This is a genomic window from Pseudomonas sp. xss_2 (assembly GCF_043104195.1).
Classification (GTDB): Bacteria; Pseudomonadota; Gammaproteobacteria; order Pseudomonadales; family Pseudomonadaceae; genus Aquipseudomonas; species Aquipseudomonas urmiensis.
This window is the reverse complement of record NZ_JBICKL010000038.1, coordinates 22718-47499: the sequence shown is the minus strand read 5'-3', so window position 1 is coordinate 47499 and position 24782 is coordinate 22718. Positions and strand designations below refer to the sequence as shown.

Sequence of the window (24782 nt, the reverse complement as noted above, 5' to 3'; positions counted from 1 at the left end):
GGCCTTGGGGCGCGCGCCTGGAGCTGGCGCGGCTGCTTGCCAATGGGCCGGCGCTGTACCTGGCCGGCGCACTCGGTTTAGTGACCGTCACGCCCCTCGCGTGGTTTTTGCTGCTGGGCTACAGCCTGCTCAGCCTCGGCGGCCTGGTCTGCTGCCGCCGCCTTGCGCTCTGCGCGCAGGGTACGGAAACGCCGACGCAGCCAGAGCAGCAGGCCCAGCACCAGCAGGCCGCCGAGCACCCATAGCTCGTACTTTTTCACATTGCCCAACAGGCCTTCGAGGATGGCGCCGAAGTGGTAGGCGGCCGCGCCCAGAGCCAAGGCCCACACCGCTGCGCCAATGCCGTTGAGCAGCAGGTAGCGCCTGGGCGGATAGCCCGACAGGCCGATTGCCACCGGCATCACCGTGCGCAGGCCGTAGACGAAACGAAAGCTCAGCACCCAGATATCCGGATGGCGGCGAATATGGTCCAGCGCCCGGTCGCCCATCGCTTGCCAGCGCGGCTTGCGTGCCAGGATCGCGCGGCCATGTCGGCGGCCCATGAAGTACCACAGCTGGTCTCCGGCATAGCTGCCGCAGAACGCCACCAGCACCACCAGGTTGATGTCCATGTATCCACGGAACGCAAGGAATCCCGCGAGCACCAGGATGGTCTCACCTTCAAAAAATGTGCCGAGAAAAAGGGCGAAGTAGCCGAAATCCTGCAGGAATTGTTGAAGCATTTTCTGGGGTGCTGGCGAAATGAACGCGCAGCCTACCCCTTCGCGCGCATTCATGAAAGTGTCCAAATGTGTCTCGACGTGAACAATTCCGACGAGGAGAATGCCTGCGGCCACAAGTCGCAGGGTTGCCCTTGGGTGTAACACAGGCGTCATAATGGCCGCTTATAACTGTCGCGCTGCCCGCCTGCGTGGGCTCAGGAGTCTGCCGTGAGCTTTACCCCCGCCAACCGTATGTTTCCTGCCACCCGTCTGCGTCGCAACCGCCGGGATGATTTTTCCCGTCGCCTGGTTCGCGAAAATACCCTGACCGTCGATGACCTGATCCTGCCGGTGTTTGTGCTGGATGGGGAAAATCGCCGTGAACAAGTGCCGTCCATGCCAGGCGTCGAGCGCCTGTCCATCGACCTGCTGCTGGAAGCCGCGCAAGGCTGGGTAGAGTTGGGGATTCCGGCACTGGCACTGTTCCCGGTGACGCCGGTCGAGAAAAAGTCCCTCGATGGCGCCGAAGCCTGGAACCCGGAGGGCATTGCCCAGCGCGCTACCCGCGCCCTGCGTGCGCAGTTCCCGGAGCTGGGGGTGATCACCGACGTCGCCCTCGACCCGTTCACCACCCACGGCCAGGACGGTATCCTCGATGAAGAGGGCTACGTGCAGAACGACATCACTGTCGACGCACTGGTACGCCAGGCCTTGTCGCATGCCGAAGCTGGCGCCCAAGTGGTTGCCCCGTCGGACATGATGGACGGCCGCCTGGGGGCGATCCGTGAAGCCCTGGAAGTGGCTGGTCACGTCAACGTGCGCATCATGGCCTACTCGGCCAAGTACGCCAGCGCCTATTATGGCCCGTTCCGCGATGCGGTCGGCTCGGCGCTGAACCTGGGCAAGGCCAACAAGGCCTCCTACCAGATGGACCCGGCCAACAGCAACGAGGCCCTGCACGAAGTGGCCACCGACCTCGCCGAAGGCGCCGACATGGTCATGGTCAAGCCGGGCATGCCGTACCTGGACATCGTCCACCGGGTCAAAGCCGAATTCAAAGTGCCGACTTTTGCCTATCAGGTCAGCGGCGAGTACGCCATGCACATGGCGGCCATCCAGAATGGCTGGCTCAGCGAAGCGGTGATCCTCGAATCGCTCACCGCTTTCAAACGCGCTGGCGCCGATGGCATCCTCACCTATTTCGCCGTTCGCGCCGCTCAATTGTTGAGAGGGCAGTAACGCCCTCCAGGAACGTCAGATGAATAACGAAGTGCTTACCCCTGTCGAGATCAAGGATGCCCAGGCGCTGCCGCAGGAGCTGACCCAGACGCCACCGGACTTGCCCGCTGCTGCCGAGCCTGTGGCCGAGCAGGTCGCTGAGCAGCCGGTCGAAGCGCCAGCCCCGGCTCCCACGCCGGCGCCGGCGATTCACGTGCCGAGCCTGGACGACAGCAGCCTGTACATTCATCGTGAGCTCTCGCAGCTGCAGTTCAACATCCGCGTGCTGGAGCAGGCGCTGGATGAGTCCTACCCGCTGCTGGAGCGCCTGAAGTTCCTGCTGATCTTCTCCAGCAACCTCGACGAGTTCTTCGAGATCCGCGTTGCGGGCCTGAAGAAACAGATCAATTTTGCCCGTGAACAGGCCGGCGCCGACGGCTTGCAGCCGCACCAGGCGCTGGCGCGAATCAGTGAGCTGGTGCACTTCGAGGTGGATCGCCAATACGCGATCCTCAACGACGTACTGCTGCCGGAGCTGGAAAAACACCAGATCCGCTTCATCCGTCGCCGCCACTGGACGCCGAAGCTCAAGACCTGGGTACGGCGCTTCTTCCGCGACGAGATCGCGCCGATCATCACCCCGATCGGCCTCGACCCGACCCACCCGTTCCCGCTGTTGGTGAACAAGAGCCTGAACTTCATCGTCGAGCTCGAAGGGGTCGATGCCTTCGGTCGCGACTCGGGCTTGGCGATCATCCCGGCGCCGCGCTTGCTGCCGCGCGTCATTCGCGTGCCGGAAGAGGTCGGCGGCAGCGGCGACAACTTCGTATTCCTGTCGTCGATGATCCACGCCCACGCCGATGACCTGTTCCAGGGCATGAAGGTCAAGGGCTGCTATCAGTTCCGGCTGACCCGTAACGCCGACCTCGCGCTGGACTCCGAAGAGGTCGATGACCTGGCCCGGGCGCTGCGTGGCGAGCTGTTCTCGCGCCGCTACGGCGATGCGGTGCGCCTGGAAGTGGCCGATACCTGCCCCAAGCATTTGTCGGACTACTTGCTCAAGCAGTTCAGCCTGAGCGAGAGCGAGCTGTACCAGGTCAACGGCCCGGTCAACCTCACCCGGTTGTTCAGCATTACCGGCCTGGATAGCCATCCAGAGCTGCAATACATGCCGTTCACCCCGGCGATCCCCAAGTTGCTGCAGAACGCCGAGAACATCTTCAGCGTGGTGAGCAAGCAGGACATCCTGCTGATGCACCCGTTCGAGTCGTTCACGCCGGTGGTCGACCTGCTGCGCCAGGCCGCCAAGGACCCGCACGTACTTGCCGTGCGCCAGACCTTGTACCGTAGCGGCGCCAACTCGGAAATCGTCGACGCCCTGGTGGACGCGGCGCGTAACGGCAAGGAGGTCACGGCGGTGATCGAGTTGCGGGCGCGCTTCGACGAAGAGTCCAACTTGCAGATGGCCAGCCGTCTGCAAGCCGCGGGTGCGGTGGTGATCTATGGTGTGGTCGGCTTCAAGACCCACGCCAAGATGATGCTGATCCTGCGTCGTGAGCAGGGTGAGATCGTTCGCTACGCCCACTTGGGTACCGGCAACTACCACGCCGGTAACGCCCGTCTGTACACCGACTACAGCCTGCTGACCTCGGATGACGCGCTGTGCGAAGACGTCGGCAAGTTGTTCAGCCAGCTGATCGGCATGGGCAAGACCCTGCGCATGAAGAAGCTGCTGCACGCGCCGTTCACCCTGAAGAAGGGCATGCTCGACATGATTGCCCGCGAGACCCAGTTCGCGCTCGAGGGCAAGCCTGCGCACATCATCGCCAAGTTCAACTCGTTGACCGACGCGAAGATCATCCGCGCGCTGTACAAGGCCAGCCAATCGGGCGTGCGCATCGATCTGGTAGTGCGTGGCATGTGCTGTTTGCGCCCAGGTATTCCGGGGGTTTCGCACAATATCCAGGTGCGCTCGATCATCGGCCGCTTCCTGGAGCACACGCGGGTGTTCTACTTCCTCAATGGCGGCGAAGAGCAGATCTTCCTGTCCAGTGCCGACTGGATGGAGCGCAACCTGGATAAGCGGGTCGAGACTTGTTTCCCGGTTGAAGGCAAGAAGTTGCTGCTGCGGGTGAAGAAGGAGCTGGAAAGCTACCTGACCGACAACACCCAGGCCTGGACCTTGCAGTCCGACGGCCGTTACGTGCGCAGCACGCCGACCGGCAACCAGAACCCGCGCAGTGCCCAGGCGACCCTGCTGGAGCGCCTGAGCAACCCGGTCCTCAACGTACGCTGAGGACGAAGCCGACCCGGGCCAGCCACTCCGCCTCGTTGGCGAAGTCGGCCTGGGTCAGCTGGTTCTGCTCCAACCAACCCTCTGGGAAGACCACTTCAAGGCTGTTCGCACCGGCCTTGAGCACCACCTTGGGCATCTGTTGGGTGCCGCGGATGTGGTGGAACAGGATGGCAAAGCGCAGCAGTACGCACAGGCGGATCAGCTGGATGCCTTCGTCGCCGAACTCGGCGAACTTGTCCTTGGGGATGTTGCGGCGGTGGCCGCGCACCAGCAGGGCCAGCATCTGCTGGTCTTCGCGGGAGAAACCGGACAGGTCGGAGTGCTCGATCAGGTAGGCGCCGTGCTTGTGGTAGTGATAGTGGGCAATATCCAGCCCCACTTCGTGCACTTTCGCCGCCCAGCCGAGCAGGTCGCGCCAGTTGCCCTCTTCCAGTTTCCAGTCCTTGGCGACCTGATCGAACGCGTGCAGCGCCTTGCGCTCGACCCTGGCCGCTTGGCCCTGATCGACGTGATAGCGCTCCATCAGCGAATTGAGGGTGCGCTCGCGCACGTCTTCATGATGGTGGCGGCCGAGCAGGTCGAACAGCACGCCTTCACGCAGGGCGCCGTCGCAGTGATCCATGCGCTGCAGCTCAAGGGCATCGAAGATCGCCTCGAGAATCGCCAGGCCTGCGGGGAAGATGGTGCGTCGGTCCGGCTTGACCCCTTCGAAATCGATCTTGTCGGTTTCGCCCAGCTTGAACAGCTTGCGTTTGACCCAGGCCAGCCCTTCGGCATTGACCTCGCCATTGCCCAAGCCACCGGCCTTGATCGCCGCACCGATGGCGCGGATGGTGCCCGAGGAGCCGATGGCTTCATCCCAGGTCAGGCGGTGCAGGGCGTTTTCGATGCTCATCAGCTCCAGGCGCGCGGCAGTGTAGGCCTGGGCGTAGCGCGCCGGGGTGATCTTGCCGTCGCGGAAATAGCGCTGGGTGAAGCTCACGCAGCCCATCTGCAGGCTCTCGCGCAGCAGCGGTTCGAAGCGCTGGCCGATGATGAACTCGGTGCTGCCGCCGCCGATGTCGGCGACCAGGCGTTTGCCAGGGGTGTCGGCCAGGGTGTGCGACACACCCAGGTAGATCAGGCGCGCTTCTTCACGGCCAGAGATGACCTCTACCGGGTGGCCGAGAATGGCCTCGGCGCGCTGGATGAATTCGTTGCGGTTGCGCGCTTCGCGCAGGGCGTTGGTGCCGACGATGCGCACTGCGCCATCGGGCATGCCGTTGATCAGTTGGGCGAAGCGCTTGAGGCATTCGAGGCCACGCTGCATGGCTTCTTCGCTCAGGCGACGCTCTTCGTCGATGCCCGCAGCCAGCTGAACTTTTTCTCCAAGGCGCTCAAGAATGCGGATTTCCGTATGGTGGGCCTTGGCCACGACCATATGGAAACTGTTGGAGCCAAGGTCGATGGCGGCGATCAAGGACAGGTTCTTCGCGGAGTTCTGCGGCATGATTTCGAGATTCTCGGTCGATAACCCGGCAATCGTGCCACGATCGCGGGCTGACGCCAACGCGCGGCAAGGCAAGGCTTGATGCAAAGCAAAGGGGCAACGAATCTTATGACACTGATATGACAGTTTCGATTCGTGGCGTCTTGCACAACTATAGTTACACTCAATCGAGCGTGACTTCCTGTAGGCGGCCGGTGCGGCTATGATGGGCCACGTTTTTTGCTTACGAACCTGGAGATATCCATGAGCAGCGACCTGATCAAACATGTCACCGACGCCACCTTCGAGGCTGAAGTCCTGAAGGCAGAAGGCCCGGTGCTGGTCGACTACTGGGCTGAATGGTGCGGCCCGTGCAAGATGATCGCTCCAGTCCTGGACGACATTGCTTCGACCTACCAAGGCAAACTGACTGTCGCCAAGCTGAACATCGACGACAACCAGGAAACCCCGGCCAAGCACGGCGTGCGTGGCATCCCGACGCTGATGCTGTTCAAGAACGGCAACGTCGAGGCGACCAAGGTCGGCGCGCTGTCCAAATCTCAGCTGGCTGCGTTCCTCGACGCAAACATCTGATGTGAAAAAGCCCCGCAAATGCGGGGCTTTTCTTTTTTCGAGCACTAGACGCCGAAAAAAGCAAGTGTTACATTCGGCCTCGCACTGCTTCTTCAGTGCCCTCTGCACGCCGTCGCCGACGCATCCCTAATTCGAATCAGTACGCGATCCTGTCGCCAATCTTGCGGCGCGGCTTCATTAAGCCAGAAGCTTAATCCTCCCTTCTTACATGATTACGTCACTCCCCTTATGAACCTGACTGAACTCAAGCAAAAGCCGATTACCGATCTGCTGGAAATGGCCGAACAGATGGGCATCGAAAACATGGCCCGTTCGCGCAAGCAGGACGTGATTTTCGCCCTGTTGAAGAAACACGCGAAAAGCGGCGAAGAGATCTCGGGTGACGGCGTGCTGGAGATTCTCCAGGATGGCTTCGGTTTCCTGCGTTCGGCTGATGCGTCCTACTTGGCCGGCCCAGACGACATCTACGTCTCGCCTAGCCAGATCCGCCGTTTCAACCTGCGTACCGGCGACACCATCGTCGGCAAGATCCGCCCGCCGAAGGAAGGGGAGCGTTACTTCGCGCTGCTCAAGGTCGACACGATCAACTTCGACCGTCCGGAAAACGCCAAGAACAAGATCCTGTTCGAGAACTTGACGCCGCTGTTCCCCAACAAGCGCCTGAAGATGGAAGCCGGTAACGGTTCCACCGAAGACTTGACCGGCCGCGTCATCGATCTCTGCGCCCCGATCGGCAAAGGCCAGCGCGGCCTGATCGTCGCCCCGCCAAAAGCGGGCAAGACCATCATGCTGCAGAACATCGCGGCCAACATCACCCGTAACAACCCCGAGTGCCACCTGATCGTGCTGTTGATCGACGAGCGCCCGGAAGAAGTGACCGAAATGCAGCGCACCGTGCGCGGCGAAGTGGTCGCTTCCACCTTCGACGAGCCGCCGACCCGCCACGTGCAGGTTGCCGAGATGGTCATCGAGAAGGCCAAGCGCCTGGTCGAGCACAAGAAAGACGTGGTCATCCTGCTCGACTCGATCACCCGTCTGGCGCGTGCCTACAACACCGTGATCCCAAGCTCCGGCAAGGTCCTCACCGGTGGTGTCGATGCTCACGCCCTGGAGAAGCCAAAACGCTTCTTCGGTGCTGCGCGTAACATCGAGGAAGGCGGTTCGCTGACCATTATCGCCACCGCGCTGGTTGAAACCGGCTCGAAGATGGACGAAGTGATCTACGAAGAGTTCAAAGGTACCGGCAACATGGAGCTGCCGCTGGATCGCCGCATCGCCGAGAAGCGTGTGTTCCCGGCCATCAACATCAACAAGTCGGGTACCCGTCGCGAAGAGCTGCTGACCGCTGACGACGAGCTGCAGCGCATGTGGATTCTGCGCAAGCTGCTGCACCCGATGGATGAGATCGCCGCCATCGAGTTCTTGACTGACAAGCTCAAGCAGACCAAGACCAACGATGAGTTCTTCCTGTCGATGAAGCGCAAGTAAGCGATTCGTTTCACAGGCTGATGATTTGGGGCTGCTGCGCAGTCCTTCGCGGATAAGCCCGCGAAGGGTCGCGCAGCGGCCCCAAGTCATTTTTGCATCCTAAAACGGCTTGATCAGCGCTACACTCTGCACCCCGACCGATACGGCCAACACGAGGCTCACGCATGCAGTATCGCGATTTGCGCGACTTTATCCGTGGCTTGGAACAGCGCGGCGAACTCAAGCGCATCCAGGTTCCGATTTCACCCGTCCTGGAAATGACCGAAGTCTGCGATCGCACCTTGCGTGCCAAGGGCCCGGCGTTGCTGTTCGAAAAGCCTACCGGCTTCGACATTCCAGTGCTCGGCAACCTGTTTGGCACCCCGGAGCGGGTGGCCATGGGCATGGGCGCCGAATCGGTCGACGAGCTGCGTGAAATCGGCAAGCTGCTGGCCTTCCTCAAGGAGCCCGAGCCGCCCAAGGGGCTCAAGGACGCCTGGTCGAAACTGCCGATCTTCAAGAAAGTCGTGTCGATGGCGCCCAAGGTCATCAAAGACGCGGTGTGCCAGGAAATCGTGGTCGAGGGCGAAGACGTCGACCTCAGCCAGTTGCCGATCCAGCACTGCTGGCCGGGCGATGTGGCGCCGCTGATCACCTGGGGCCTGACCGTCACCCGCGGGCCGAACAAAGAACGCCAGAACCTGGGCATCTATCGCCAGCAGGTGATCGGCCGGAACAAGGTCATCATGCGTTGGCTGAGCCACCGTGGCGGCGCTTTGGATTATCGCGAGTGGTGCGAAAAGCATCCTGGCCAGCCATTCCCGGTGGCGGTAGCCCTGGGCGCGGACCCGGCGACCATTCTTGGCGCTGTGACCCCGGTGCCTGACACCCTTTCCGAATACGCCTTCGCCGGCCTGCTGCGCGGCAACCGTACCGAGCTGGTCAAGTGCCGTGGCAGTGACCTGCAGGTGCCGGCCACTGCGGAAATCATCCTGGAAGGGGTGATCCACCCAGGCGAGATGGCCCCCGAAGGCCCATACGGCGACCACACCGGTTACTACAACGAGGTGGACAGCTTCCCGGTGTTCACCATCGAACGCATCACCCATCGGCGTAATCCGATCTATCACAGCACCTACACCGGCCGTCCACCGGATGAGCCGGCGATCCTTGGTGTTGCGCTGAACGAAGTGTTTGTGCCGATCCTGCAGAAGCAGTTCCCGGAGATCATCGACTTCTACCTGCCCCCCGAAGGCTGCTCGTACCGCATGGCGGTAGTGACCATCAAGAAGCAGTACCCAGGCCATGCCAAGCGGGTAATGTTGGGTGTCTGGTCGTTCCTACGACAGTTCATGTACACCAAGTTCGTTATCGTTACCGACGACGACGTCAACGCCCGCGACTGGAACGACGTAATCTGGGCCATCACCACGCGCATGGACCCCAAGCGTGATACGGTGATGATCGACAACACGCCAATCGACTACCTGGACTTCGCGTCGCCGGTATCGGGGCTGGGGTCGAAGATGGGCCTGGATGCAACGCACAAGTGGCCGGGCGAGACTACACGCGAATGGGGCCGAGTCATCGTCAAGGACGATGCCGTCACCCGCCGTATCGATGAGCTGTGGGATCAGTTGGGAATAGATTGATGCAGGTAACGTTGCAGCCGTCCGGGGCGGTACTGGCGCTTGAACCCGGTGAAAGGATTCTCGATGGCGCCCGGCGCCTGGGTTACGACTGTCCGAGCAGCTGCCGCAACGGCAATTGCCACGTCTGCGCTGCGTTGCTGGTGGAAGGGCGGGTGCGCCAGGACGGTGAAGTGCGTGATCACGGCGAACTGTTCACCTGCATCGCCGAGCCGCTGGAGGACTGTATCTTGCTCTGGGACGGTGTACTTGCCTTGGGCGAACTGCCGGTACGAACCTTGGCCTGCACGGTGAGCGAGTGCGTCGAGGTGGGTGGCGACGTCTGGCGCGTGCGCCTGCGCGCTCCGGCCGGCAAGCCGCCGCGTTATCACGCCGGCCAGTACCTGATGATCGAGCGCGACGGCGCCGACAAGGCAGCCTTCTCGCTAGCCTCCGCGCCGCACGGCGGGCGCGATCTGGAGCTGCACGTGCTGGCGCGCGAAGCCAGTGCCGTGGCGCTGATCGAGCAATTGCAGCGCGATGGTATTGCGCGTATCCAGCTGCCGTTTGGCGATGCACATTTGGCCGAGTTGCCCGATGGGCCACTGGTGCTGATCGCCGCCGGCACCGGCATGGGCCAGATGCACAGCCTGGTCGAGCATTGCCGGGCCAATGGCTTCAAGCATCCGGTGCACTTGTATTGGGGCGTGCGTCGTCCGGAAGACTTCTACCAGATCCAGCACTGGGATGAGTGGCAGCGCCTGCCCAACCTGTTCCTGCACAAGGTCGTCAGTGACCTGTGTGGCTGGGAAGGGCGTTGCGGCATGCTGCATGAGGCAGTTTGCGAAGATATCGCCGAACTCAACGATGTGCACGTGTATGCCAGTGGTTCGCCAAATATGGTCTATGCCACGCTCGATGCGTTGGTTGAGGCCGGCATGGATGCGCACCGCATGCGTGCCGATGTGTTCGCCTATGCCCCTCGCAACTGAATAGTTAGTCGACGCTAATAACCAAAGTGTCCGGCGATGATTATAAGGCGGTAAATTGTTACCGCCGCAGCCAATAACTTTCACTATACTCGAAACAATACCGTGCAATCGCTTGCAGGGCCCGTAGTTCGGCGGCTCAGGTGTGCATGGGGGCTTGTGCGATGGATACTTTCTGCCGTACGGTAAGTCCAGTGGAGCGTCACTGAGTTACAGTGGCGTTCTTCGTGAGTTCTCGGGGAATAATGGCGGCAGCTTATGTCGGCAATTGAAAGTCTATCTTGGCAGGTACCCTATCCGCCGTCGCTCGACTTCGGTCAGCAACTGACTCGCGAGCAACTGTTCAATTCGATGCAGTCGACCATGGCGCGCCATCACGGTGGGCCGGTGTGGCTGTTTGCCTATGGCTCACTGATCTGGCGCCCAGAATGTCATTCGGTCGAACGCCAGCGGGCGCGGGTGCATGGCTATCATCGCGGGCTGTACCTGTGGTCGCATGAGCACCGCGGCACGCCGGAGTGCCCAGGGCTGGTGTTCGGGCTCGATCGCGGCGGCTCATGCAGTGGCTTTGCCTATCGCCTGGAGGAGAGCAACCTGGATGAGTCGCTCATGGCCTTGTGGCAGCGCGAGATGCCATACCCTGCGTATCGGCCGCATTGGCTGACTTGCCGCTTGAATGATGGCAGCAAGGTTCAGGCGCTAGGGTTTGTTCTGGAGCGGCATCTGCCGTGCTATGCCGGTGATCTGCCGGATGGCTTGCTCAGCCAGATTCTGGCCAGCGCCAAAGGGCGTTATGGCAGTACCCGTGATTACGTCGAGCAGACCCTCAATGCACTGCGCAGTCACCAGATGCCCGATCGTAATCTTGAGGCGCGGTTCAGGCGTTGCCACAACTTGCGTGAGGTCTGATCTTGTTCGCCATTTGTCAGGTCTCTACCGCGAGATGGCGTGGGAGCGGGCTTGCCCCGCGATAGAGTCGCTCTAGCCTACCTCCTGGCCAAACCTTACCTGGCCAGCACCACCAACTTACCCACAGCCTGGCGCTGCGCCAGTCGCTCGATTGCCGCCCCGGCCTCCGCCAGTGGATAAGTCTGCGACACCAGTGGCTTTACCTTGCCTTCGGCATGCCAGGCAAACAACTGACGGAAGTTGGCTGCATTATCCTCAGGCTGGCGCTGGGCAAACGATCCCCAGAACACCCCGACCACCGAGGCACCCTTGAGCAGCGCCAGGTTCACCGGCAATTGCGGAATCGTCCCACTGGCAAAACCCACCACCAGCAACCTGCCATTCCAGGCCAGGCCGCGTACTGCCTGGTCAAACAACTCACCGCCAACCGGATCGTAGATAACCTCCACGCCCTTGCCGCCCGTCAGGCGCTTGATTTCATCCTTCAGGCTAGCCTTGCTGTAGTCGATCACCTCATCGGCGCCGGCAGCCCTGGCCACCTGCAGTTTCTCTTCGCTACTGGCGGCGGCGATCACCTTGGCGCCCATGGCCTTGCCAATCTCCACTGCGGCAAGCCCTACACCCCCCGAAGCACCAAGTACCAGCAAGGTCTCCCCTGGCTGCAGGTTGGCGCGTTGGCGCAGGGCGTGCATCGAGGTGCCGTAGGTCATGCCAAACGCCGCAGCGGTGGTGAAGTCCATGCTCGGCGGCACTGGCAGCACGTTATAGAAGGGCACCGCCACCTGCTCGGCAAAGGCGCCCCAGCCGGTCAGGGCCATGACCCGGTCGCCGACCTTGAAGGCACCCGCTTTCGCGCCCACGGCGGCAACCACCCCCGCGGCCTCGCCACCTGGCGAGAATGGCAGTGGCGGCTGGAACTGGTATTTGCCTTCGATGATCAGGGTATCGGGGAAGTTGACCCCGGCGGCGTGCACGTCGAGCAGGATCTCGTTGATCTTGGGCGTAGGGCTGGCCGCCTCTTCCAGCACCAGATCGCGCGCCGGGCCAAGGGTTTTGCACAACACAGCTTTCATCGGGGCTATTCCTTTGCGTGTGGTGGCCGATAAGTGTAAGAGGGCCAGTTGCCGGGTCAATGAGCATGGCCCGGCCTGATGGGCTGGCATAAGCCCGGGCTTGGGTTTGAACGAAGTGCTGGGTAAGCTGGCGCCAACTGTATTGAGGAGCGAATTCGTGAAAGCGTGGATCTTGATGGTACTGGCGCTGCTGCTGCCAGCGACGGCCATGGCCGAGGCAGCCAAGGAAGGGGAGCCGAAGGTTTCCTACATCAGCCTGAGCCCGCCCTTTGTCGGCAACTACGCACTCGATGGTAGCCCCAAGCTGCGCGTGTACAAGGCTGACGTGGCCCTGCGAGTGACCGGTGACGCCGCCGCCACTGCGGTCAAGCACCACGAGCCGCTGATCCGTAACCAGCTGGTGGCGCTGTTCACCCAGCAGGCTGTGGATAACATGAGCAACGTCGAGGCCAAGGAGAGGCTGCGTCAGGAAGCCCTGAAGCAGGTGCAGCAGGTGATGGAAGCCGAAGAAGGCAAGCCGATTGTCGAGGATCTGCTGTTCAATAACTTGATTGTGCAGTGATTTGATATCGACCCAGCCTTCTCGCCGGCCAGCCTGCGAAAAAGCTGGGTCAGCCAGCGCGTCACGTCACCTAGCCAGGGCCATGATCGCCGCCCACTGCTCTGGGGTAACCGGCATTACCGACAGTCGCGTGCCTTTGTGCACCAGCGGTAGCTCCTCAAGTGCAGTCTGTTGCTTGAGCAGGCCTAACCCCAGCACCTGCTTGAACGTCTGCACATGCGCTACATCTACCGCGCTCCACGGGTTTTTCTCGGCAGTCGCCTTGGCGTCGTGATAGGGGCTTTCAGGGTCGAGCGCAGTCGGGTCCGGGTAGGCCGCCGCAGTGATCTTGGCGATACCGGCGATGCCTGGTTGCGGGCAGCTGGAGTGGTAGAAGAAGAACGCGTCGCCTACGCTCATTTCCCTCAGGAAATTGCGCGCCTGATAGTTGCGCACGCCGTCCCAGCGCGCCTCGCCCAGGCGGGCCAAGGCTTCGATGGAGAGCTCGTCGGGCTCGGATTTCATCAGCCAATAGGCCATGGATGCTGCTCCTGACAAAGTTTGAAATAACCTGTTGCATGAAACCGACAGCCGGTTGGCGTCAACGTTTGCGTGTCGACGCACGTTGTCGGAAAATGCGCCGATTTTAAGCGACATGCTCCGCCAGCACCGAAAAAGCTAGCGAGCCAGAACAGTTTGCCTAGGGGGGCAATCGATGAACAAACGCAAACCGGACCTGCTTTGGGTCTTGGCCTTCATTTTCGGCCTGGGGGTTGTCACCACCGGTTATGCGCAGAGTTTCTGGGAGCGCAAGATGGACATCGCCTACCAGACGCCCGTCGAGTCTGCCCCGCAACAACGCTAAGCCTCGGCCTGGCGCGCCTTTAGTTGCGTGCCAGGTACCAGCCACGGTCTGAGACCGTTCCTTGCAGCGGTACATCCCAACTGGCCTGGGCCAGTCGCTCTACTTTCTGACACTCATGGGCCAGCCCCAGCAGTAGCGGTTTCTTCCAGTGCTTGCGACGTGCCTGGTAGGCCAGGCTGCGGTCATAGAAGCCACCACCCATACCCAGTCGCCCACCTACTTCATCGAAGCCCACCAACGGCAGCAGGATCAAGTCCAGCGCCCAGATTGGCCGTTGCCGCTTGCGCTCGACTACAGGTTCCGGAATCCGGAAGCGATTGGGCCGTAGTTTTTCCCCATGCTCGAATCGCTGAAACACCATGCGCGTCGCTGGCCAGGCATGCAGCACTGGCAAATAGGTGCGCTTGCCCCGGCGTTGGGCTTCGCGCAGCAGCAGGCGTGGGTCGATCTCGCCATCGTTGGGAAGGTACAGGGCAATGTGCTTGGCCCGGCGAAACAGCGGGTGCTGCGCAAGCTGGCGGTACAGGCCGAGGGTCGCCTGGCGTTGCTGGGCCGGGGTAAGGGCGCGGCGGGCATTGCGCAGCAGGCGGCGGAGTTGAGGGCGGGTGAGCGGCGCGGTGTCGGTCATGGCACGGGCGTTCCCAGAGGTGTCGGCCGCCGTGGCGGCCAAACCAATTGCCCGCCGAGGAGGCGGGCAATGAAGCATTCAGGCTCCCCGATAAGACCGCTATCGGTGTAGCCCTTGAACCCGAAAGTTCAAGGTGGAGATTGCAGGGGGCGTTAAGGCTTTCCGTCGGGCGGACATGCACACCGGCCCCAGCGTGCAACCCCCGTGGTTGTGCGTATCGGCTCAGGGACATAACCGACTGGCGCATCCCCCAGGGAGTGGCGCCAGTATACCAACCTCAGCCGTTTTTGGTACCCGTGTCGTCGGCCAATGCATTGTCGACCCGCTCCAGCAGGTCACGCACCTGCTCACGGGTAGTGCCGCCGCTGACCACATCCGGAGTGTCCTGACGGTGCAGCATTTCGTGGGTGATGTTCAGCGCTGCCATGACCGCGATGCGATCAGCGCCGATCACCTTGCCGCTGCTGCGGATCTCACGCATCTTGCCGTCCAGGTAGCGTGCCGCGCTGACCAGGTTGTTGCGCTCCTCGGGCGGACAGATGATCGAGTATTCCTTATCGAGGATCTGGACGGTGACGCTATTGCTTGAACTCATGAGTCTTGCTCCAGGGCCTTGAGCCGCAAGATCATCGATTCGACCTTGCGCCTTGCGATCTCGTTCTTGTCGATGAGGTGGGCGCGCTCTTCGCGCCAGGATTTTTCCTGAGCTACTAGGAGTGCATTTTGCCGTTTAAGTTGCTCGACGCGCTCGATCAGCAACTCAAATCGGCTCATCAGCGCTTGCAGGTCGTTGTCTTGCATGGGTTGCACTCGTTTCGCTCCATCGTTGACTGCCTGGCGATCATGCCTGTGCCAGGCCCTCGGCGGCCAGTGCCGATGGTCTTGGCGCGCCTGCCGGTGCTAGGATACAAGGTCTTCATTCTAGACATTGCGCCGTCTGGCGCCTAGCAGCCCATGCCCAATACACAATCGCCCTACATCGCCTTCGCCATGTTGCTTTCGAGCAATGGCCACCCTGTCACCCCTGCCGAGCTGCATGGCCTGCTGATCGGCCGCAGCTGCGCCGGCGCCGGGTTCGATGCCGATGCCTGGCTGGCTGACGCAGCCCAGCTGCTCGAGACCGAGCCTGGTGACACAGTTCGCAATGCTTTGATCGGCCTGCAAGAGATGGTCAAGGCCGAGCTCACCGGCGAAGACGTCGCCATCGTCCTGCTGCTGCCGACCGACGACGCTGCGCTGGCCGACCGTGCCGCCGCGCTGGGCCAGTGGTGCCAGGGTTTTATCAGTGGTTTCGGCCTGAATGCCGGCGGCAAGGACCTGTCCACCGACGCCAAGGAAGTGCTGCAGGACCTGGTAGCCATTTCCCAGGTCCAGGAAGCGCTGGAAGAGTCCGAAGACGGCGAAAGCGACTACATGGAGGTCATGGAGTACCTGCGCGTCGCCCCGTTGCTGCTGTTCACGGAGTTGAACACCCCAGCAGCACCTGCGCCAAAGCCATCGCTGCATTGATCTGAACGGGGTCGTTTGCCCATGAGCCACATACCCAAGGCGGAGTATGCCCGTCGGCGCAAGGCGCTGATGGCGCAGATGGTCCCCAACAGCATCGCCATCCTGCCAGCCGCTGCGGTTGCCATTCGCAACCGCGACGTTGAGCACGTGTACCGCCAGGACAGCGACTTCCAGTACCTCAGCGGCTTCCCGGAGCCAGAGGCGGTGATCGCGCTGATTCCTGGTCGCGAGCATGGCGAGTACGTGCTGTTCTGCCGTGAGCGCAACCCTGAGCGCGAGCTGTGGGATGGCCTGCGCGCCGGCCAGGAAGGCGCGGTGCGCGACTTTGGCGCCGACGATGCCTTCCCGATCACCGATATCGACGAGATCCTGCCGGGTCTGATCGAAGGGCGCGATCGGGTCTACACCGCCATGGGCAGCAACCCCGAGTTCGATCGCCGGCTGATGGACTGGATCAACGTCATACGCTCCAAGGCGCGCCTCGGTGCCCAGCCGCCGAACGAATTCGTTGCCCTGGATCACCTGCTGCACGACATGCGCCTGTATAAATCGGCGGCAGAGGTGAAGGTGATGCGCGCTGCTGCGGACATTTCAGCCCGCGCCCATGTGCGGGCCATGCAGGCCTGTCGCGCCGGGCTCTACGAATACAGCCTGGAAGCCGAGCTGGACTACGAGTTCCGCAAGGGCGGGGCGAAGATGCCGGCCTACGGCTCGATCGTCGCTGCCGGGCGCAACGGCTGCATCCTGCACTACCAGCAGAACGACGCCTTGCTCAAGGACGGCGATCTGGTGTTGATCGACGCCGGTTGCGAGATCGACTGCTACGCCAGCGACATCACCCGCACCTTCCCGGTCAGCGGGCGGTTTACGCCAGAGCAGAAGGCGATCTACGAACTGGTGCTCAAGGCTCAGGCGGCAGCGTTTGCCGAGATCGCCCCTGGCAAACACTGGAACCACGCCCATGAAGCGACCGTGCGGGTGATCACCGAAGGGTTGGTCGAGCTGGGGCTGCTCAAAGGCGAAGTGCAGGCGCTGATCGACGCCGAGGCGCATCGCGCCTTCTACATGCACCGCGCCGGGCACTGGCTGGGTATGGATGTGCATGACGTTGGCGAATACAAGGTTGGTGGTCAGTGGCGAGTGCTCGAACCGGGCATGGCGCTGACCGTCGAGCCGGGCATCTACATTGCCGCCGACAACCAGGATGTGCCGAAGAAATGGCGTGGCATCGGGATCAGGATCGAGGACGACGTGGTCGTGACCAAGCAAGGCTGTGAAATTCTTACCTCGGGCGTGCCACGTACTGTCGCCGAGATCGAGGCGCTGATGGCTGACGCACGCAGGGACGTGGCATGACCCGGGTCAACCTGGCGATCATTGGCGGCGGCCTGGTCGGTGCCAGCCTGGCCCTGGCCTTGCAGGCCGGCGCCAAGGCGCGGGGCTGGAAGATCCTGTTGATCGAGCCGTTCGCGCCTGGCGACAGCTTCCAGCCGAGCTACGATGCGCGCTCCTCAGCGCTGTCGTTCGGCACTCGGCAAATCTACGAGCAACTTGGCGTGTGGCAAACCCTCAGCCCGCGCGCCGAGCCGATCCGCCAGATCCACGTGTCCGACCGGGGCCGCTTCGGCGCTACCCGTCTGGATGCCAGCGAAGAAGGCGTGCCAGCGCTGGGTTACGTGGTGGAAAACGCCTGGCTTGGCCAGTGCCTGTGGCAAAGCCTGGACCGCGACGTCGTCAGCTGGCGCTGCCCGGCCGAGGTCAAGGCCATGCAGCCGATCGAGGGCGGCTATCGCTTGCAGCTCGATGATGACACCAGCCTTGAGTGCGACCTGGCGGTGCTGGCCGATGGTGGTCGTTCCGGCCTGCGTGAGCAACTGGGCATCCATGTGCGGCGCCGACCCTACGACCAGAGCGCGCTGATCGCCAATATCAGCCCCGGCGAGGCCCATGCTGGCCAAGCCTTCGAGCGCTTCACAGAGCAAGGCCCGATGGCGTTGCTGCCGTTACCTGAGAACCGCTGCGCGCTGGTCTGGACCCGCCAGGGAATGGATGCCAAGCGCCTTGCCGAAATCGACGAGCGCAGCTTCCTGCGTGAGTTGCAGGACGTGTTTGGCTACCGCCTTGGCGCACTGCGCCAGGTTGGCGTGCGACACCTCTACCCGCTGGCGCTGGTCGAGGCCGAGGAGCAGGTGCGCCCCCATCTGGTCGTGCTGGGCAATGCCGCGCACAGCCTGCACCCGATTGCCGGGCAGGGCTTCAACCTGTCCCTGCGCGATGTGCAGACCCTCGCCGAAGGCCTGTTGGCCGGCCCTGCGCAGCCGGGCGATCTGGCGACCTTGCAGGTCTATCACCAGCGTCAGCGTCTGGATCAGGCGCTGACCATCGGCTTTTCCGACCAGGTCACTCGCGTATTTGGCAGCGGTCAGCCCTTGCTGGCGGCCGGGCGCAATCTCGGACTGTTGGGCCTCGACTTGCTGCCACCGGCCAAACGCTGGTTCGCTCGCCAGGCCATGGGCCTGGGCACTCGGCCTGACCTGCGGGGTCGCGCATGAGCGACCCACGCAAGCTCGCGCGCAAGGCCCGGATGCTGCGCTGGCTGCTCAACTTCTACCCGCCTTACCTGGGCGCCGGTATCCGTGTGCAGCACATCAGCCCGGACATGAGCAGCGTCAAGGTGTGCATGAAGCTGACCCGCTGGAACCGCAACTATGTCGGCACCCAGTTCGGTGGCAGCCTGTACTCGATGGTCGACCCGTTCTACATGCTGCTGCTGATCGAGCGCCTGGGCCGCGAATACATCGTCTGGGATAAAGCCGCCAGCATCGATTTCATCTCCCCTGGCAAAGGCCCGGTGTACGCCGAGTTTCATGTCGACGACGCAATGCTCGACGACATCCGCCAGCAGACCGCCAGCGGCAAGAAGTACCTGCCCCGTCTGCAGGTCGATATCCGCGATGGTGCCGGTGAGCTGGTGGCGCGGGTCGATAAAACCCTTTATGTACGGCTCAAGCCGCAAGCGAGGCAGGCGTAAAGCATGGAAATGCGCGCAGATCTGTTGATTGTCGGTGCCGGTATGGTGGGCAGCGCACTGGCCCTGGCGTTGCACCACAGCGGCCTGGAAATTCTCCTGCTCGACGGCGGCCCGCTGTCGGTCAAACCCTTTGATCCACAGGCGGCGTTCGAGCCCCGTGTCAGTGCCCTGTCGGCGGCCAGTCAGCGTATTCTCGAGCGCCTGGGCGCTTGGGAGGGTATCGCCGCGCGCCGGGCTTCGCCGTATTCGGACATGCATGTCTGGGATGGCAGCGGCACTGGCCAGATCCACTTCTCGGCAGCCAGTGTGCACGCCCAGGTACTGGGCCATATCGTCGAGAACCGGGTAGTGCAAGATGGCCTGCTGGATCGGCTGCACGACAGCGATATCGGCCTGCTGGCCAACGCCCGTCTGGAACAGATGCGCCGCTCCGGTGACGAGTGGCTGCTGACCCTGGCCGATGGCCGGCGCCTGCGCGCACCGTTGGTGGTGGCGGCGGACGGCGCCAACTCGGCGGTGCGGCGCCTGACCGGTTGCCAAACGCGCGAATGGGATTACCTGCATCAGGCGATCGTCACCAGCGTGCGCTGCAGCGAGCCGCACCAGGCGACCGCCTGGCAGCGGTTCACCGATGAGGGGCCGTTGGCGTTTCTACCGCTGGCCCGCGACGACGGCCAGCATTGGTGCTCGATTGTCTGGTCGACCACCCCCGAGCAGGCCGAGCAGGCCATGGCGATGGACGATGAAGCGTTCTGCCAGGCGCTAGGCAGGGCTTTTGAGGGCCGTCTGGGCGAAGTGCTGGAGGCCGACCCACGGGTGTGTGTGCCGCTGCGGCAGCGCCATGCCAAGCGCTATGTGGATGAAGGGCTGGCGCTGATCGGCGATGCTGCGCATGTGATCCACCCGCTGGCCGGGCAGGGGGTCAACCTGGGTTTCCTCGATGCGGCAGTGCTGGCTGAAGAGCTTGGGCGGGCTTGCGAGCGGGGTGAGCGTTTGGCGGATGTGAAGGTGCTCAGTCGCTATGAGCGTCGGCGCATGCCGCACAATTTGGCGCTGATGGCGGCAATGGAGGGCTTTGAGCGGTTGTTCCAGGCTAATCCGTTGCCGCTGCGTTGGTTGCGTAATAGCGGGTTGAGGATCGTTGAGCAGATGCCGGAGGCCAAGGCGCTGTTCGTGCGGCAGGCGTTGGGGCTTTCTGGGGATTTGCCGGAATTGGCTCGGGCCTGAGGTTCTTGCGACCGCTTTGCGGCCCGTCGCAGGCTGCGCCAGCGCCTATAGAGTTTCGCAATGTGTGTGGGCGCTGGCGGAGCTTGCTGGCCCCTCAAGAAGGAAATGGCAACATCTGGTAACGCCTGTAAGGGTGAGTCGCATAATGGGAAACACTACCATTTGCACCTCTAGATCCCGCGAGGAGTTACCCCGATGTTGCCACGCAAGCCCCTACTGGCCGCCCTGGCCCTGACCCTGTTCGGCGGCACCGCCCAGGCGGCGGACGAAGTGGTGGTGTATTCCTCGCGCATCGATGAGCTGATCAAGCCGGTGTTCGACGCCTATACCGCCAAGACCGGCGTCAAGATCAAGTTCATCACCGACAAAGAAGCCCCACTGATGCAGCGCATCAAGGCCGAGGGCGACAACGGCGTGGCCGACCTGCTGCTCACCGTCGACGCCGGTAACCTCTGGCAAGCCGAGCATATGGGCATCCTGCAGCCGATCAAGTCGGACGTCATCGACGCCAACATCCCCGCCCAGTATCGCTCCAGCTCCCACGACTGGACGGGCCTGAGCCTGCGCGCACGAACCATCGCCTACTCCACCGAGCGGGTCAAACCCGAAGAGCTGAGCACCTACGAGGCCCTGGCCGACAAGCACTGGGAAGGCCGCTTGTGCCTGCGCACTGCGAAAAAGGTCTACAACCAGTCGCTGACCGCCACCCTGATCGAGAACCACGGCGAGGCCAAGACCGAGCAGATCATCAAGGGCTGGGTCAACAACCTGTCCACTGACGTGTTCTCCGATGATACCGCCGTGCTCCAGGCCATCGAGGCTGGCCAGTGCGATGTGGGCGTGGTCAACACTTACTACTATGGCCGCCTGCACAAGCAGCAGCCGAGCCTGCCGATCAAGTTGTTCTGGCCTAACCAGGGCGACCGTGGGGTACACGTCAACCTCTCGGGCATCGGCCTGACCAAGCATGCGCCACACCCTGAGGCGGCCACGAAACTGGTGGAATGGATGACCGGTGAAGAAGCGCAGAAGCTGTTTGCCGACATCAACCAGGAGTTCCCGGCCAACCCTAAGGTCAAGCCTTCTGCGGAAGTTGCGGCGTGGGGCAGCTTCAAGGCTGACAGCATTGCGGTGGAAGTGGCGGGCAAGCGTCAGGCAGAAGCTATTCGCTTGATGGATCGGGCTGGCTGGAACTAAGCGCCAGGCTTTATCCTTCTGCGGCCCTTGCAGGCCGTATCGCGGGGCAAGCCCGCTCCCACGCACACCGTGCATACGCGGCTGGCGTGGGAGCGGGCTTGCCCCGCGATGCATTCGCCATTTTCACTCAGGATTGAGCTTTGTCCCACGCCCCGCAACGTCGCTGGTACCTCCCGGTTTCCCTGGTCGCCGCCCTGGTCCTGCTGCCCCTGAGCGTCCTGCTGCTCTCGTGGCAGTCGATCGACCTGCAGATCTGGTCGCACCTGCTCGACACGCAGATGAGCCGTCTGCTGGGCAATACCCTGACCTTGGTGCTGGGCGTGGGCCTCGGGGTAACCGTGCTTGGTGTGAGCCTGGCTTGGCTGACCAGCCTCTGCGAGTTTCCCGGCAGGCGCTGGCTAGACTGGGCGTTGATGCTGCCATTCGCCATTCCGGCCTACGTGCTGGCGTTCGTCTTCGTTGGCCTGCTGGATTTCGCCGGGCCTGTGCAGAGCGCGCTGCGCGAGGTGTTCGGGCCGATGCGCCTGCCACGGGTGCGCTCTACCGGCGGCGTGATCATCGTCCTGGTGTTGGTGTTCTACCCCTATGTGTACCTGCTGGCGCGTACCGCCTTCATCGCCCAGGGCAAAGGCCTGATGGAAGCCGCGCGGGTGTTGGGCATGTCGCCGCTGCAAGCCTTCTGGCGGGTGGCCCTGCCGATGGCCAGGCCGGCTATCGGGGCGGGCATTGCCCTGGCGCTGATGGAAACGCTGGCAGATTTCGGCGCGGTGGCGGTGTTCAACTTCGATACCTTCACCACTGCGATCTACAAGACCTGGTACGGCTTCTTCAGCCTCTCCAGCGCAGCGCAACTGGCCAGCCTGCTGTTGTTGGTGGTGATGCTGGTGCTGTACGGCGAGCGCCGCGCTCGCGGGGCGAGCCGCACTGGCAACGAGCGGCCACGCGGGCAGGCGCTGTATCACTTGCGCGGCTTCAAGGCGCTGGCGGCCAGCGGCTGGTGCATGCTGGTGTTTGCCTGCGCCTTCGTCATTCCGCTGCTGCAACTGTTGGCGTGGTTCTGGCAGCGCGGTCGGCATGATCTGGATGAGCGCTATGTCGGCCTGGTGCTGCACACCCTTTACCTGGGCGCCATGGCAGCGTTGATCACCGTGAGTGTCGCGCTGCTGCTGGCCTTCGCCCGCCGCCAGGCGCCAACCAGATTTATCCGGGCCGGGGTCGGCTTGGCCAACCTTGGCTACGCCTTGCCTGGCTCGGTGCTGGCGGTGTCGATCATGCTGGCGTTCAGTTACCTGGACAATCAGTTGGTGGTGCCACTGTCCAAGTGGCTTGGCGGCGCCGGCAAACCCTTGCTGCTGGGCAGCCTGGCCGCCTTGTTGATGGCCTATCTGGTGCGCTTCATCGCCGTGGCCCATGGCCCGCTGGAAAGTACGCTGGAGCGCATACGTCCGTCCCTGCCGGAGGCATCGCGCAGTCTTGGGGTGGGCGGGCCAAGATTGTTTTTCAAGGTATATCTGCCGCTGTTGGTGCCTGGTGCCCTGAGCGCCGCTTTGCTGGTGTTCGTCGATGTTCTCAAAGAGATGCCGGCGACTTTGCTGATGCGTCCGTTCGGCTGGGACACCCTTGCGGTACGGGTGTTCGAGATGACCAGCGAAGGTGAATGGGCACGCGCTTCGCTGCCGGCCTTGACCTTGGTGATGGTGGGCTTGCTGCCGGTCATCGGGCTGATTCGCCGTTCAGCTCGGCGCCCGGGTCACACTCACTGAGGATGCCAGTCCGCGCCCTTGCGGCTACAATGCGCGGCATTCGCTGCGGCGGGTCCTACAAGAAAAGGTGACGATTAAACGTTGTCGACCGCCGCTGCTTCGCCACGCCCGGAAGGAGAAACCCATGGGACAGCGCACGCCTCTGTACGACCTGCATCTGGCGCTAGGCGCCAAAATGGTCGATTTCGGCGGTTGGGACATGCCCCTGCACTATGGCTCGCAAGTCGAGGAGCACCATCAGGTGCGCAGTGACTGCGGGGTGTTCGACGTCTCGCACATGACCGTGATCGATGTCTATGGCAACGCCGCCACGGCCTGGTTGCAGCACCTGCTGGCCAATGATGTGGCCCGTCTTGAGGGTATCGGCAAGGCGCTCTACAGCACCCTGCTCAACCATGACGGCGGGGTGGTCGACGATCTGATCGTCTATCGCACTGAAGATGGCTATCGCCTGGTGGTCAACGCGGCCACCCGCGACAAAGTGCTGGCCTGGCTGCACGCGCATAGTGCAGGGTACGAAGTCGGTTTCGAAGAACGTGCGGAGTTGGCGATCCTGGCCATCCAGGGCCCCCGCGCCCGCGACAAAGTTGCCGAGCTGGTCAGTGCCCCACGTGCAGCGGTGATTCGCGAGCTGAAGCCGTTCGAAGGGGTGATCGAAGGCGACTGGTTCGTCGCCCGCACCGGCTATACCGGTGAAGATGGCCTGGAGATCATCCTGCCCGGTGAGCAAGCCCCGGCATTCTTCAACGACCTGGTCGGAGCCGGCATCGCCCCCAGTGGCCTCGGTGCCCGCGATACCCTGCGCCTGGAAGCCGGGATGAACCTCTACGGCCAGGACATCGACGAGCAGCATACCCCGCAAACCTCCAACCTCGGCTGGTGCATCGCCTGGGAGCCCGCTGAACGCGACTTCATCGGTCGTGCCGGCCTGCTCAAGGAAATCGAGCACGGCGTGCAGGAAAAACTGGTCGGTCTGGTGCTCGAAGAGCGTGGTGTATTGCGTGCGCATCAAGTGGTGCGTGTCGCCGGGATTGGCGAAGGAGAGATCACCAGTGGTAGTTTCTCTCCTACGCTGAGCAAATCCATTGCCCTGGCGCGTGTACCGATGGCGACCGGCGACCGGGCCGAGGTCGAGATTCGTGGTAAGTGGTACCCGGTGCGGGTGGTCAAACCGACCTTCGTGCGCCACGGCAAGATTCTGATCTGAACATTTTTCTGGCGGGCCGACCGCTGACCCCTATCGAGGATTACAAGACATGAGCAATATCCCCGCCGACCTGCGTTTTGCCGAAAGCCACGAGTGGGCTCGCCTGGAAGCCGATGGCAGTGTGACCGTGGGCATCAGCGACCACGCCCAGGAAGCCCTGGGTGACGTGGTGTTCGTCGAACTGGCGGAAGTTGGCAAGGTCTTCGCCGCTGGCGATGCAGCTGGCGTGGTCGAGTCGGTCAAGGCCGCTTCGGATATCTACGCCCCGGTCGGTGGCGAAGTGATCGCCGTCAACGAGGCCCTGGGTGACAGCCCTGAGGAGCTGAACAACGATCCGTACGCTGCCTGGATCTTCAAGCTCAAGCCGGCCAACCCTGCCGAGCTGGACAAACTGCTGGACGCTGCTGGCTACGCTGCCGCCATCGGCGAGTAAGTTTTCCCGCAACATCGACGATCCCTTCCTAGACTTGT

At 62.6% G+C, this 24782-nt stretch carries 25 protein-coding genes and 1 other RNA gene; 18 read left to right on the top strand and 8 right to left on the bottom strand.

Annotated features, from left to right (window positions below; translation table 11 throughout):
- Positions 1 to 77: 77 nt before the first annotated feature.
- Positions 78 to 722 carry a DedA family protein gene (locus ACF8K2_RS05930; RefSeq protein WP_186555825.1) on the bottom strand — a complete coding sequence of 215 codons (645 nt, stop codon included), beginning with the start codon at positions 720 to 722 and terminating at the stop codon, positions 78 to 80.
- A 207-nt stretch (positions 723 to 929) separates the two neighbouring features.
- Here ACF8K2_RS05930 and hemB point away from each other — a divergent pair, with 207 nt between their 5' ends.
- Positions 930 to 1940: a porphobilinogen synthase gene (hemB, locus tag ACF8K2_RS05925; RefSeq protein WP_392463875.1), complete on the top strand. Its 1011-nt coding sequence runs from the start codon at positions 930 to 932 to the stop codon at positions 1938 to 1940.
- Positions 1941 to 1959: 19 nt separating this feature from the next.
- Positions 1960 to 4215, top strand: coding sequence for a polyphosphate kinase 1 (ppk1, locus tag ACF8K2_RS05920; protein WP_392463873.1), 2256 nt, complete (start codon positions 1960 to 1962; stop codon positions 4213 to 4215).
- On the opposite strand, the gene ppx is transcribed toward ppk1, so the two are convergent.
- A complete protein-coding gene (ppx, locus tag ACF8K2_RS05915) occupies positions 4202 to 5704 on the bottom strand; it encodes an exopolyphosphatase (RefSeq protein WP_186555828.1) in 1503 nt (500 codons plus the stop codon). The genes ppk1 and ppx overlap by 14 nt on opposite strands.
- A 243-nt stretch (positions 5705 to 5947) precedes the next feature.
- Here ppx and trxA point away from each other — a divergent pair, with 243 nt between their 5' ends.
- The 5 genes from trxA to ACF8K2_RS05890 all read left to right on the top strand — a co-directional run bounded on the left by trxA (position 5948) and on the right by ACF8K2_RS05890 (position 11270).
- Positions 5948 to 6277 carry a thioredoxin TrxA gene (gene trxA / locus ACF8K2_RS05910; protein ID WP_186555829.1) on the top strand — a complete coding sequence of 110 codons (330 nt, stop codon included), beginning with the start codon at positions 5948 to 5950 and terminating at the stop codon, positions 6275 to 6277.
- Positions 6278 to 6505: 228 nt separating this feature from the next.
- Positions 6506 to 7765, top strand: a complete 1260-nt coding sequence (rho, locus tag ACF8K2_RS05905; protein ID WP_119146917.1) for a transcription termination factor Rho — start codon at positions 6506 to 6508, stop codon at positions 7763 to 7765.
- Between the two features lie 164 nt (positions 7766 to 7929).
- Positions 7930 to 9396, top strand: coding sequence for a 4-hydroxy-3-polyprenylbenzoate decarboxylase (gene ubiD / locus ACF8K2_RS05900; protein WP_186555830.1), 1467 nt, complete (start codon positions 7930 to 7932; stop codon positions 9394 to 9396).
- Positions 9396 to 10364, top strand: coding sequence for a CDP-6-deoxy-delta-3,4-glucoseen reductase (locus tag ACF8K2_RS05895; RefSeq protein ID WP_392463872.1), 969 nt, complete (start codon positions 9396 to 9398; stop codon positions 10362 to 10364). The genes ubiD and ACF8K2_RS05895 overlap by 1 nt, the downstream gene beginning before the upstream one ends.
- Before the next feature lie 255 nt (positions 10365 to 10619).
- Positions 10620 to 11270 (top strand): gamma-glutamylcyclotransferase, encoded by a 651-nt coding sequence (locus ACF8K2_RS05890; RefSeq protein ID WP_186555832.1) that lies wholly within the window; start codon positions 10620 to 10622, stop codon positions 11268 to 11270.
- A gap of 95 nt (positions 11271 to 11365) precedes the next feature.
- Here ACF8K2_RS05890 and ACF8K2_RS05885 read toward each other — a convergent pair whose 3' ends face one another.
- Positions 11366 to 12343 (bottom strand): NADPH:quinone oxidoreductase family protein, encoded by a 978-nt coding sequence (locus ACF8K2_RS05885; RefSeq protein ID WP_392463871.1) that lies wholly within the window; start codon positions 12341 to 12343, stop codon positions 11366 to 11368.
- A 157-nt stretch (positions 12344 to 12500) separates the two neighbouring features.
- Here ACF8K2_RS05885 and ACF8K2_RS05880 point away from each other — a divergent pair, with 157 nt between their 5' ends.
- Complete coding sequence (locus ACF8K2_RS05880) at positions 12501 to 12905, top strand: flagellar basal body-associated protein FliL (protein ID WP_392463870.1); 405 nt, start codon at positions 12501 to 12503, stop codon at positions 12903 to 12905.
- Between the two features lie 66 nt (positions 12906 to 12971).
- Here the strand turns inward: ACF8K2_RS05880 and ACF8K2_RS05875 are convergent, their stop codons facing one another.
- Positions 12972 to 13424 (bottom strand): EVE domain-containing protein, encoded by a 453-nt coding sequence (locus tag ACF8K2_RS05875; protein WP_392463869.1) that lies wholly within the window; start codon positions 13422 to 13424, stop codon positions 12972 to 12974.
- A 175-nt stretch (positions 13425 to 13599) separates the two neighbouring features.
- On the opposite strand from ACF8K2_RS05875, the gene ACF8K2_RS05870 reads away from it, so the two are divergent.
- Complete coding sequence (locus tag ACF8K2_RS05870) at positions 13600 to 13749, top strand: hypothetical protein (RefSeq protein WP_186555836.1); 150 nt, start codon at positions 13600 to 13602, stop codon at positions 13747 to 13749.
- A gap of 19 nt (positions 13750 to 13768) precedes the next feature.
- Here the strand turns inward: ACF8K2_RS05870 and ACF8K2_RS05865 are convergent, their stop codons facing one another.
- The 4 genes from ACF8K2_RS05865 to ACF8K2_RS05850 all read right to left on the bottom strand — a co-directional run bounded on the left by ACF8K2_RS05865 (position 13769) and on the right by ACF8K2_RS05850 (position 15178).
- Entirely contained in the window at positions 13769 to 14377 is a 609-nt protein-coding gene (locus tag ACF8K2_RS05865) for a 5-formyltetrahydrofolate cyclo-ligase (RefSeq protein ID WP_392463868.1), read from the bottom strand.
- Positions 14378 to 14457: 80 nt separating this feature from the next.
- A non-coding RNA gene (gene ssrS / locus ACF8K2_RS05860) (6S RNA) lies at positions 14458 to 14637 on the bottom strand.
- A 17-nt stretch (positions 14638 to 14654) separates the two neighbouring features.
- Complete coding sequence (locus ACF8K2_RS05855) at positions 14655 to 14972, bottom strand: cell division protein ZapA (protein ID WP_186555838.1); 318 nt, start codon at positions 14970 to 14972, stop codon at positions 14655 to 14657.
- The gene (locus tag ACF8K2_RS05850) at positions 14969 to 15178 is read right to left on the bottom strand and encodes a TIGR02449 family protein (protein WP_186555839.1); all 210 of its coding nucleotides are present in this window, start codon (positions 15176 to 15178) and stop codon (positions 14969 to 14971) included. Before ACF8K2_RS05850 ends, ACF8K2_RS05855 begins: the two co-directional genes overlap by 4 nt.
- Before the next feature lie 153 nt (positions 15179 to 15331).
- Between ACF8K2_RS05850 and ACF8K2_RS05845 the strand changes: the two genes are divergently transcribed.
- The 9 genes from ACF8K2_RS05845 to gcvH all read left to right on the top strand — a co-directional run bounded on the left by ACF8K2_RS05845 (position 15332) and on the right by gcvH (position 24744).
- Entirely contained in the window at positions 15332 to 15886 is a 555-nt protein-coding gene (locus ACF8K2_RS05845; protein WP_186555840.1) for a YecA family protein, read from the top strand.
- Between the two features lie 21 nt (positions 15887 to 15907).
- Positions 15908 to 17242, top strand: coding sequence for a Xaa-Pro aminopeptidase (gene pepP, locus ACF8K2_RS05840; protein WP_312153982.1), 1335 nt, complete (start codon positions 15908 to 15910; stop codon positions 17240 to 17242).
- The gene (ubiH, locus tag ACF8K2_RS05835; protein WP_186555842.1) at positions 17239 to 18438 is read left to right on the top strand and encodes a 2-octaprenyl-6-methoxyphenyl hydroxylase; all 1200 of its coding nucleotides are present in this window, start codon (positions 17239 to 17241) and stop codon (positions 18436 to 18438) included. Before pepP ends, ubiH begins: the two co-directional genes overlap by 4 nt.
- On the top strand, positions 18435 to 18917 hold the full coding sequence (locus ACF8K2_RS05830) for a DUF4442 domain-containing protein (RefSeq protein WP_186555843.1): 483 nt from the start codon (positions 18435 to 18437) through the stop codon (positions 18915 to 18917). The genes ubiH and ACF8K2_RS05830 overlap by 4 nt, the downstream gene beginning before the upstream one ends.
- Positions 18918 to 18926: 9 nt before the next feature.
- Positions 18927 to 20144 carry a 2-octaprenyl-3-methyl-6-methoxy-1,4-benzoquinol hydroxylase gene (locus ACF8K2_RS05825; RefSeq protein ID WP_392463902.1) on the top strand — a complete coding sequence of 406 codons (1218 nt, stop codon included), beginning with the start codon at positions 18927 to 18929 and terminating at the stop codon, positions 20142 to 20144.
- A 195-nt stretch (positions 20145 to 20339) separates the two neighbouring features.
- Entirely contained in the window at positions 20340 to 21341 is a 1002-nt protein-coding gene (locus ACF8K2_RS05820; protein ID WP_392463865.1) for an extracellular solute-binding protein, read from the top strand.
- Positions 21342 to 21481: 140 nt separating this feature from the next.
- Entirely contained in the window at positions 21482 to 23104 is a 1623-nt protein-coding gene (locus tag ACF8K2_RS05815) for an ABC transporter permease (RefSeq protein WP_392463863.1), read from the top strand.
- Positions 23105 to 23228: 124 nt separating this feature from the next.
- Positions 23229 to 24311, top strand: a complete 1083-nt coding sequence (gene gcvT / locus ACF8K2_RS05810; protein WP_186555846.1) for a glycine cleavage system aminomethyltransferase GcvT — start codon at positions 23229 to 23231, stop codon at positions 24309 to 24311.
- A 49-nt stretch (positions 24312 to 24360) separates the two neighbouring features.
- Positions 24361 to 24744, top strand: coding sequence for a glycine cleavage system protein GcvH (gene gcvH / locus ACF8K2_RS05805; protein ID WP_186555847.1), 384 nt, complete (start codon positions 24361 to 24363; stop codon positions 24742 to 24744).
- Positions 24745 to 24782 lie beyond the last annotated feature (38 nt).

Excerpts from the sequence above, each read along its gene's own strand:
- ACF8K2_RS05930 (WP_186555825.1), bottom strand. The coding sequence starts at position 722 with ATGCTTCAACAATTCCTGCAGGATTTCGGCTACTTCGCCCTTTTTCTC.
- ppk1 (WP_392463873.1), top strand. The coding sequence starts at position 1,960 with ATGAATAACGAAGTGCTTACCCCTGTCGAGATCAAGGATGCCCAGGCG.
- ppx (WP_186555828.1), bottom strand. The coding sequence starts at position 5,704 with ATGCCGCAGAACTCCGCGAAGAACCTGTCCTTGATCGCCGCCATCGAC.
- trxA (WP_186555829.1), top strand. The coding sequence starts at position 5,948 with ATGAGCAGCGACCTGATCAAACATGTCACCGACGCCACCTTCGAGGCT.
- rho (WP_119146917.1), top strand. The coding sequence starts at position 6,506 with ATGAACCTGACTGAACTCAAGCAAAAGCCGATTACCGATCTGCTGGAA.
- ubiD (WP_186555830.1), top strand. The coding sequence starts at position 7,930 with ATGCAGTATCGCGATTTGCGCGACTTTATCCGTGGCTTGGAACAGCGC.
- ACF8K2_RS05895 (WP_392463872.1), top strand. The coding sequence starts at position 9,396 with ATGCAGGTAACGTTGCAGCCGTCCGGGGCGGTACTGGCGCTTGAACCC.
- ACF8K2_RS05890 (WP_186555832.1), top strand. The coding sequence starts at position 10,620 with ATGTCGGCAATTGAAAGTCTATCTTGGCAGGTACCCTATCCGCCGTCG.
- ACF8K2_RS05885 (WP_392463871.1), bottom strand. The coding sequence starts at position 12,343 with ATGAAAGCTGTGTTGTGCAAAACCCTTGGCCCGGCGCGCGATCTGGTG.
- ACF8K2_RS05875 (WP_392463869.1), bottom strand. The coding sequence starts at position 13,424 with ATGGCCTATTGGCTGATGAAATCCGAGCCCGACGAGCTCTCCATCGAA.
- ACF8K2_RS05870 (WP_186555836.1), top strand. The coding sequence starts at position 13,600 with ATGAACAAACGCAAACCGGACCTGCTTTGGGTCTTGGCCTTCATTTTC.
- ACF8K2_RS05865 (WP_392463868.1), bottom strand. The coding sequence starts at position 14,377 with ATGACCGACACCGCGCCGCTCACCCGCCCTCAACTCCGCCGCCTGCTG.
- ACF8K2_RS05855 (WP_186555838.1), bottom strand. The coding sequence starts at position 14,972 with ATGAGTTCAAGCAATAGCGTCACCGTCCAGATCCTCGATAAGGAATAC.
- ACF8K2_RS05850 (WP_186555839.1), bottom strand. The coding sequence starts at position 15,178 with ATGCAAGACAACGACCTGCAAGCGCTGATGAGCCGATTTGAGTTGCTG.
- ACF8K2_RS05845 (WP_186555840.1), top strand. The coding sequence starts at position 15,332 with ATGCCCAATACACAATCGCCCTACATCGCCTTCGCCATGTTGCTTTCG.
- pepP (WP_312153982.1), top strand. The coding sequence starts at position 15,908 with ATGAGCCACATACCCAAGGCGGAGTATGCCCGTCGGCGCAAGGCGCTG.
- ubiH (WP_186555842.1), top strand. The coding sequence starts at position 17,239 with ATGACCCGGGTCAACCTGGCGATCATTGGCGGCGGCCTGGTCGGTGCC.
- ACF8K2_RS05830 (WP_186555843.1), top strand. The coding sequence starts at position 18,435 with ATGAGCGACCCACGCAAGCTCGCGCGCAAGGCCCGGATGCTGCGCTGG.
- ACF8K2_RS05825 (WP_392463902.1), top strand. The coding sequence starts at position 18,927 with ATGCGCGCAGATCTGTTGATTGTCGGTGCCGGTATGGTGGGCAGCGCA.
- ACF8K2_RS05820 (WP_392463865.1), top strand. The coding sequence starts at position 20,340 with ATGTTGCCACGCAAGCCCCTACTGGCCGCCCTGGCCCTGACCCTGTTC.
- gcvT (WP_186555846.1), top strand. The coding sequence starts at position 23,229 with ATGGGACAGCGCACGCCTCTGTACGACCTGCATCTGGCGCTAGGCGCC.
- gcvH (WP_186555847.1), top strand. The coding sequence starts at position 24,361 with ATGAGCAATATCCCCGCCGACCTGCGTTTTGCCGAAAGCCACGAGTGG.